The following is a 9,395-nucleotide window of genomic DNA, read 5'->3' on the forward strand; positions in this document are numbered from 1 at the left end:
ACACTCCATTACGCGCGCTCTTAACGGGGGGTGAACGGCTTTCCCGTTATCCCCAAAAACCTTTGCCCTTCGAATTTTATAACCACTACGGACCGACCGAGGGGACCGTTCTAGTCATCTCAGGACTCATAGAGCATTCAACGCAGGCGCCCAAGGTTCCGCCTATGGGTAAACAATTCGCAGACAACCAGCTCTGGATATTGGATGAATGCCTGAACCCCGTGCCCCAGGGTGCCGTAGGCGAGCTGTGTATTGGCGGAACACAGGTCGCTCTAGGCTACTTCGGACGACCGGATACCACCGCAGGCTGTTTCGTTCCAAACCCATATAGCTCTGAAGCGGGTGCACGACTTTATCGCACAGGTGACCAGGTGCGCATGCTACCCGACGGAAGCTTCAGCTTCGAAGGGCGTCGCGATCGACAGATCAAGCTGCGCGGCAACCGGATTGAACTCGATGAAATCGAGCAAAAACTGCGCGCCTCGCACCTTTGCAAGGAATTTGTAGTGAGGCTTGAAACGGATTTACCATCCGGCCCCCAGCTCGCGGCTTTTGTCGTACCCGCCTCGCCGGAGCTCGGTGCATCAGACGCCGAAACATACCTGCGCAACCAGTTACCTGACTCGATGATACCGGGAATCTGGATATCTCTCGACGCATTACCGATCAACGCCAACGGCAAGATTGATAACAAAGCACTGGATACGCTTGCGGCACAGTCTTCGAACATTGAAAAAGCGTCCGTGGATGCCGCCTCGAGTCCTATACTCGAGGCTGTCATCGAGTCTTATAAGAGCGTCCTTGGGCTTTCGCACATCTCAGCTCATGATAGCTTTTTTCACCTCGGCGGCCATTCTCTCAACGTCATGCAAGTCGTCTCTCTACTCCGCGACATGCTCGAGATTGATCTCCCGCTCAAAACAGTGTTCGACACACCTGGAGCTGCCTCACTCGCTCAACGCATCGAAGCCGAATTCCTTGGCTCCGGCAAAAATCGCCCAGCAATCAAGGCAACCCCACAAAAGGAGAGATACCCTCTATCCTTCGCTCAAGAACGGCTCTGGCTTCTCAGCCAAATGCCAGCGGAAACCGATCCCTACTTCGTTACTTTAGCATTGAAACTAACTGGCATTGTCGATGATCGGGCACTCCAAAAATCACTGAGCCTTTTAGTCGAACGTCACACAACTCTGCGCACAGCCATCCTTGCAGACAAAGGACAGGAGCCTCACCAGACGATTATAGATCAAACCACGGTACTGGTAGAACGCGCAGATTGGTCTCAACAAAACCCTGAGGAACAACTCACCAGCCTGCAGGCATTTGTCAAAAAAGAGGCAGAGCGCCCCTTCTTTCTGAATAACGGTTCCCCGCTCCGCGCCACTCAAGTAAAAATGAGTGCTACAGAAACAGCATTGATTCTCACGGTGCATCACATTGCGATTGATGGTTGGTCACTCAGCGTGCTGTCGCGGGATTGGCTTGCATGCTACGAAGCAGCAGTCTCCGGCTTATCTCCAGCCCTTCCAGATCTGAGCATTCAGTATGTGGACTACGCCCTGTGGCAGCGAACCTGGTTGACTGGCGAAGTGCTCGATGAGCTGCTCGCATTTTGGCGAGATGAACTTGGGAGCGTACCCTACCTAGACTTGCCGACTGACGCACCGCGCCCAGCACGCATAACCTACCGCGGTGCAGCGCACCCCTTTACAGTCGATGCTTATACCACCCAGCGAATTAGAGCTCTGGCAGTCGATGAAGGGGCTACGCTCTCGATGACCCTGATGGCCGCATTTGCTGCCACATTACGCGCATTTAGCCAGCAAGACGATTTCGCCATCGGCATGCCGGTGGCCAATCGTGAAGGAAGCAACACCGAAGACCTCATTGGTTTTTTCGTCAACACTCTGGCGATTCGATGCCAGTTCGATGATGCGACACATTTCGCTGACTTATTGAGCTCCATTCGTCAGCGTGCTCTCCAGGCTTATCAACACCGTGAGCTGCCTTTTGAGAAGCTAGTTGAGGAACTGAAGCCAGAGCGTGATCTAAGCCGCTCGCCTCTGTTTCAGGTCATGTTCACGTTTCAGAATTTACCGGAAACGGCGGCTGATTCTAGAGATCTAAACATCAGCTCCTACCCTGTAGATCTAGGCACAGCAAAGTTCGACCTGACGCTCACAATGCAGGAGAACGCCGACTCATTAAAGGGGTCGCTGGAATACAACACAGACCTATTCGAGCCAACAACTGCTGAGCGTATCGTAGGCAGCCTGAATTACCTTCTTTCGATTGCTGCCGATATCGACGATGTCTCGCTCAAATCTCTGTCACTGTTGACCGAGCAGGATCAACGGCTTTTGTTAGGCTACAACCACACGGAGCGCACCTATGATTCGATCGACCACCTTGCCGGATTTCTGCGCAGGCAAGCAAATGAAACGCCCGAGGAAATCGCCGTCGTTATGGACGACACTCAATGGTCCTATCGTGAATTCCTTGAGCGTGTTAATTTTTGGGCGCACTATTTGGTCAAAATCGGTCTGAGTCATGAGGGACGTGTCGCTGTCTACCTCGATCGGTCGCCTGATATGGTTTTGGCGCTGCATGCCATCGTTACCGCTGGAGGTGCCTATATACCGATCGACCCAAATTATCCCCAGGACCGCGTTACTTACCTCGTGGAAGACAGCGCCCCCGAAATCATTCTCACTTCGGCTGCACGTCGCGGTGAAGTCGGTGAGGCACGGGCTAAAGTCATCACCATGGATGCGGTTCCCTATGAGCCTGACGTTCCCTCGCCTGATCTTCCTGAGGGTAGAGATCGATTGGCCTATTTGATTTATACTTCAGGCTCCACCGGTCGTCCCAAAGGTACGATGATCAGCCACGCGGCGATCATCAATCGTCTACAGTGGATGCAAGAGGCCTTCAACATAGGGCCGGGTGATCGTATCTTACAAAAGACCCCTTACAGTTTCGATGTGTCGGTTTGGGAGTTTTTCTGGCCTTTCATGACGGGTGCCACCCTAGTTTTGGCGGAACCTGAGAAACACAAAGACCCCGCATACCTAGCCGAAATCATCGACCAACACCGCATCACAACGCTCCATTTCGTGCCGTCGATGCTCAAGGCTTTTCTTAACTATAATGCCCAGAATCACCACCCCAGCCTGCGCACTGTGGTATGCAGTGGTGAAGCCTTAGAATACGACACCCAGATCGATTTTAAGCGTCGCTTCCCGCATGCCCAGCTAGAGAATTTATATGGACCAACCGAGGCAGCTGTGGACGTGTCCCATTGGCCAGCGACTACCGAGCGAGAAGATGCATGCGTTCCCATCGGAAAACCCATTGCCAACGCGACGCTCCACATCCTCGATAGCCATTTCAATCCTACCGCGCCGGGCGTACCAGGTGAACTCTATATCGGAGGCGTTCAACTTGCACGGGGTTACTTAAACCGACCCGAACTGACAGCGGAACGCTTCCTACCCGATCCATTTTCACCGTCACCCAGTGCACGCCTATATCGAACCGGCGACAAAGCGCGCTTCTTACCAGATGGTAATATCGAATACCTTGGCCGTCTCGACTTTCAGGTAAAACTGCGCGGCTTCCGTATCGAGCTGGGCGAAATCGAATCGAGTATGCGCGATATTCTTGGCGTTGCAGATGCAGTCGTGGTTATCCGCCAAGACGAACGTAACTTCACCCAATTGGTAGCCTATATCGTGGCAGAATCCGGTGCGGACTTCGAAGTCGACCAGATCCGTCAGCCTCTGGCTCAAGCGCTTCCTGATTACATGATTCCAAGTGTTTACGTTTTTCTAGAATCTTTGCCACTTTCCCCTAATGGAAAGCTAGACCGCACAGCGCTACCTGAGCCGGAACAGATACAGGAGTCACCAGAAAAAGATGACGCGCCGTTGAGTCCGATAGAATCGGTGGTCGCAAGCATTTGGAAAGACGTTCTTAAAATCCCAGAACTCTCAGCATCCAGCAACTTCTTCGAGCTCGGTGGCCACTCTCTCCTCGCGACACAAATCCTATCCCGCATCCGTGAGACCTTCCGCATGGAAGTCACCATGATCACTCTCTTTGAATCCCCAAACTTGCGCGACTTTACCCAACGTATTGTTGAACAGTCCGAAAAACCTGAGTTTATCGAAAAAATCGCTCAGGCCTGGCTCAAAATCCAAGCGATGACCCCGGAAGAAAAAGAGGCACTTCGCCGGCGCAAAGCTGCGGCTGCAAAAGGCTGATCTGCCCGCCCATCTTCATTAGAATTACTGACGCCATGGATCACCCACCTCAGCCCGATGATGCCGAGCAGCTCGAAGACTTTGAGCTGTTGGACCTTCTGTTGGAAGATGAGGCAGCGGCACAGAGTGACTGTATGACGCCCCGTGAAGATCCTAGCTCTGCTCCGCTATCCCACGGTCAAAAACGGCTTTGGTTCATTGATCAAATGCAATCCGAGCATCACGCCTATATCATCTTTGGAGCCTTTCGTCTTGAGGGTGCGCTCGAAAGAAGACTCCTCACCGAATCCGTAGCCCTTCTCATGGAAAGGCATGAAAGCCTTCGCACTGCGATTGGGGATTCTGGCGAAGGTCCAATCCAATGCATCCATCCCCAGCTGGAGCCTCCGGTGACCTTTCATGCCGGACAGCATAAAGACGAGTCCACTTTTATTCGCGATGAGACTCGACGCGGATTTAGACTCGATGAAGCCCCTTTGATGCGCGTGTCCTTACTGGAGCAATCCAACACCTGTTGGTCCGTGGTTTTTGCCTTACACCACATCATTTCGGACGGATGGACGATGGCTCTATTGGTCGATGAACTAGCTCAAATCTGGGAGGCTCTTGCCCAAAACAGACCCGTATCACTCTCGCCGTTGACTCATCAATATGGTGACTACTCGACCTGGTTGGAAAAGCGTGAAAAGCATCCCGATTTTCAACGAAAACTGAGCTACTGGACCCGCGCACTTGAGGATCTGCCGCTGCTGGAGCTCCCGACCATATCTCCAAAACCAGCGCTACAAACTTTCGATGGTTCTATTGCAAATTTCTCACTTTCTCGAGAGGCTACCGATGGCGTCCATCGCCTAGCGCGCGATACAGAGAGTTCCGTCTTCAACGTATTGCTTGCAGCCACCTTTGTCCTCCTATCGCGTTATGCTGGAAAAACTGACTTTGCCATCGGTTGCCCCGAGGCAAACCGTATGCTGCCCGGCACTGAAAAGATTTTTGGCTTTTTTGCCAACACGCTCGTGATCCGGGCTGACCTATCGCGCAATCCAAGTTTTGCTAGTTTTGTCAAAACCGTAAGGGATACCTTTTTCGCCGCTCAGGAACACAGTGAAGTCCCATTCGAGAAATTGGTAGAAGTCCTCAATCCTGATCGCGATCTGAGCACGCCCCCCCTAATCGAGGCCAGCTTCACCCTCAATTCCCCCCTGGAGGAGAAGATGGAACTCTCAAGTCTGCGGCTGAGCCCGATACCTCCCCAAGAAGTCGTCGCCAAATTTCCTCTGATGGTCGCCATGTGGGAAGGAATTGGGTGTATGCAGGGGTTTTTCCAATATAACCGTGATCTCTTTTCGTCAGCCCATATCGAACAGATGATCGCTGATTTCCTGGGATTGATCGACCGTGTGACAGAGAATGGCAGTAGCCGACTTTCTGATCTTTGGGGTAGCGCGCAGCCGGAGTCGCTAGCATCCAGCACGCACAAACCTCCTCTAATCCCCGACCTGATTCGTCACCAAATTAACATGCGCCCTCAAGCGCCTGCTATCGTCTCCAAGGAAGAAACATGGTCTTTTGCCCGATGGGACACGGAAGCGCAGAAAATTGCTGGGGGCTTGAGGCAATCCGGGATTAGGGCAGGAGACCGGATACTGGTCTCTGTGGAACAAACAGGGAGCTGGATTTGCCTCCTCTGGGCAATTTGGAAAGTGGGTGGCACGCCTGTGTCTACGGATGTCGAGATTCCCTCCCAGCGTTTGGAGTTTATTGCACGCGAGTCGAAGGTGCGTCTCACTGTGGTAGATCGAACCAATCGTATAGCGGTCCCCACCATTTGCTTAGGTGAATTGCGAGCGAGCTCGGCGAACCCCAAATCCGACTGGAAAACGAGCCCAGAAGCGGGTGCCTACATCATCTACACCTCCGGCTCAACGGGCCAGCCCAAGGGCGTATTGGTAAGCCACGCAGCCCTCGCGAATCTATGCCAATGGCACGAAAACGCTTTTGGTGTGCGACCCGGAGATCGTTGCACTCAGGTGGCGAGCCCGGGGTTCGATGCTTCGATGTGGGAACTCTGGCCTAGCCTGTCGCGCGGAGCCGCGGTGCATCTGACAGAGCCCGACACCATGCTCGATCCAATCGATTTAACATCCTTCCTAAAAGCGCAGCAGATAACCCACGCATTTCTACCTACAACGGTCGCAGAACAATTCATTGAGAAAGCACATGAAATCCCCTCCCTACGCTATCTGCTAACGGGAGGCGATCGGCTCAAGCGGCACCCTAAAACGGAGACTAACTACAGAGTCATCAACAACTACGGACCTACCGAAAACGCTGTAGTTGCAACGTCTGGGCACGTTATCCCACGTGCGGGGCCCCACTTTCCTAGTATTGGCCAAGCGATCGACGGAGTGCGTGTATACATCTTGGACTCATGGCTCAGCCCCGTGCCTACAGGCGTTCCGGGTGAGCTCTATATAGCCGGTAACAGCCTTGCTGACGGATATATCGAGCGAGCTGATGAAACAGCTGAACGCTTCCTCCCGAACCCCTTTGCTCAAACCCCGAGCTCGCGCATGTATCGCACCGGCGATCGCGCGCTCTGGAACGGCAACGGCGATCTTCAGTTTTTGGGCCGTACAGATAGTCAGGTCAGCTTACGCGGCCACCGCATCGAGCTGAGCGAAGTCGCGCGCGCTGTCCGCAGCCTTCCCGCGGTGCAAGAAGCAGAGATCCTCGTCCACAACGAGGCACTCGTTACCTACGTTGCTTTGAAGCGGCCCACATCAAAAGTGGAAGACCTGATCGATGACTTGAGGCGCGTCTTGCCCGGTTACATGGTGCCCCAACGCTGGATTGTCCTCGATACGCTACCGACCACAAACAACGGTAAAGTTGATCGCAAACGGCTGATAGCATTATCGAATGATACCCGGAAACATACGGCAGGAGAGGCCCAGCTCCAAACCTCAACCGAACGCCGCGTGTCAGAAGTCTGGCAACGTCATTTAAAAGTCGAACCACTGAGCCGAGGGGATAATTTTTTCAACCTGGGTGGGCACTCCATGTTGGCAGCACGCATTGTGGCAGAGTTGAGTAAGGTTCTTGGGATCGACATCCCGATGCGGAGCTTATTCGAAGCTCCAGACTTGGCAGCAGTTGCCCGTGGCATCGACCACCTCTTGCAGGGTGGCGTATCGAGTTATTTCAATGAGCTCGATCCCGCTTTCCTCGAAGCTGAGGCCGTGCGTGGATTGCAAACAATCCCTCAGGAGATCCCTCCCATAGAGCATAAAGATCTCGATAAAACGGTCCTCATTACCGGGGCCACCGGATTCCTTGGTGCCTACCTATGCCGTGAGTGGAGTGCCTTCGCAGGGAAGATAATCTGTCACGTCCGCGCAGAGAATCCAGAATCCGGACGTGAACGCCTGGCCTCAGCTTGGGGACGGTATGGGTTCGGAGCCCTCGCCTTCAGTCCGAGTGTTGAAGTCGTGTGTGGCGATTTATCGACGCCTCGCCTTGGCATGAACTCGTCCGATTGGAAGCGCTGTAGCAAGGAAGTGACGCGCATCATTCACAACGGTGCCCAAGTGCATTTCATGGATGCCTACTCGGCCTTAAAAGACGCCAATGTCTCCGGCACTGCGGCCATCTTGGAACTCGCTACTGAAGGGCGCATCAAACCCGTAAGCTTTGTCTCCTCGCTGTCAGTCTTGGGTGCTGAGCTAGAAACCACCGACGAACATGCGGAGCTGACCGTTCCTTCGGGACTAGGCAATGGCTATGCGCAAAGTAAATGGGTTGCGGAAAAAATGATCCATGGAGCCAGAGAACGAGGCTTATCTATAAAAATCCATCGCCCTGCGCGCATCGTGGGTGACTCTGAAACGGGTGCGTGGAACGGAGAGGACTTCGCCTGTCGGATGATCCGCGGCTGCGCCGAGCTCGGCTGTTTCCCGAGCGTCCAAGGCGGGGATAATCTGATCGCAGTTGATGTGGCTGCCCGTCAGATGGTGGCACTCGATCGGGCAGATTCCATGGACAGCTTTGTTTTTCATCATGCCGGAGAAGTCCCTACGTCATGGTCCCTCTTCGTCGATGCGGTCCGCACCGCGGGATTTCCGCTTGAGGAATTGTCATACAGCGACTGGCGAACCACATTAGAACAATCGATTCGCGACGGCGACGAAAACGCACTCACCGAACTTTTGGGCATGTTTCCTCCCGCAGTTGAAAACGCCTGGGAGCAAGATCATGGCACGCCTGCCAATGGACGAGTGCAGTGTATACACACCTACCGACAACTTGCGGCCCTTGGCATACACCCCAACGCCGTTGAGGAAGTGCATGTGGATCGCTTTATCGAATGCCTCATAAGATCCGGCCTCCTCTCTCATCCGGACCACGCCACACTTACCTTCTCTCGTTAATACACTCAGATACCACTGTTATGCTCGTTTTAGGTCTCTCTGGCGGCGTCGATGCCGCCTATGAACACAAGTATGAATTCCCTACAGGATTTGCTCATGATGCTGCCACAGTGTTGGTCAAAGATGGTGAAGTCATCGCTGCAATTGAGGAAGAGCGCATCAACAGAATCAAGCACTGCAATAAGAACTGGCGCTACGGAGTTGAGTTTTGTCTCAAACAAGCTGGAGCGAGCCTAGAAGATGTCGACGCCATTGCTTTCTATGCATCCAAAGAATGGCTGCGCAATTTCCTAGGTATCTACTATCTCGCCAAGCCTGACGCCGTTGACCTGAAGGAACCGGCTGCGTTTCTGGCCTCTATCTTCGAACGAGAATTTGGTGTTTGCGTGCCCGAAGAAAAATTCCAATTCGTCAATCACCACATGGCGCACACCGTGAGCACCTTTGTCATGTCGGGCTTCGATGAAAGCCTCATCGTGACCATCGATGGTGTCGGTGAAGGCGTTTCGATGATGGTCTCAAGGGGTAAAGGCAAAAACATCCAACAGCTCCATACTGAACCCGAGACTAACTCCCTTGGTGGTTTCTATCGGCTGACGATCCAGTTCCTGGGATATAAGATGTTTCACAGCCATCCCATAGGGATGCGCTAAAAAATTAAAAAGTGGTTGGCTTTGGCGGACTTCCGATCAAGGAAGTC

General features: G+C 53.3%; 3 protein-coding genes. All 3 read left to right on the top strand.

The window, feature by feature from the left end:
• The first annotated feature begins 62 nt into the window (after positions 1-62).
• Genes HRU10_11590 through HRU10_11600 form a run of 3 tightly spaced genes read left to right on the top strand, consistent with a single transcriptional unit; the run spans position 63 to position 9,348 of the window.
• The gene (locus HRU10_11590) at positions 63-4,265 is read left to right on the top strand and encodes an amino acid adenylation domain-containing protein (GenBank protein NRA27875.1); all 4,203 of its coding nucleotides are present in this window, start codon (positions 63-65) and stop codon (positions 4,263-4,265) included.
• A gap of 35 nt (positions 4,266-4,300) precedes the next feature.
• Positions 4,301-8,695, top strand: a complete 4,395-nt coding sequence (locus HRU10_11595; protein ID NRA27876.1) for an amino acid adenylation domain-containing protein — start codon at positions 4,301-4,303, stop codon at positions 8,693-8,695.
• A 20-nt stretch (positions 8,696-8,715) separates the two neighbouring features.
• On the top strand, positions 8,716-9,348 hold the full coding sequence (locus HRU10_11600) for a hypothetical protein (GenBank protein NRA27877.1): 633 nt from the start codon (positions 8,716-8,718) through the stop codon (positions 9,346-9,348).
• Positions 9,349-9,395 lie beyond the last annotated feature (47 nt).

The organism is Opitutales bacterium (genome assembly GCA_013215165.1).
Lineage (GTDB): Bacteria > Verrucomicrobiota > Verrucomicrobiia > Opitutales > JABSRG01 > JABSRG01.

Bases quoted from the DNA above. Each gene is read 5' to 3' on its own strand.
- HRU10_11595 (NRA27876.1), top strand. From the start codon at position 4,301: ATGGATCACCCACCTCAGCCCGATGATGCCGAGCAGCTCGAAGACTTT.
- HRU10_11600 (NRA27877.1), top strand. From the start codon at position 8,716: ATGCTCGTTTTAGGTCTCTCTGGCGGCGTCGATGCCGCCTATGAACAC.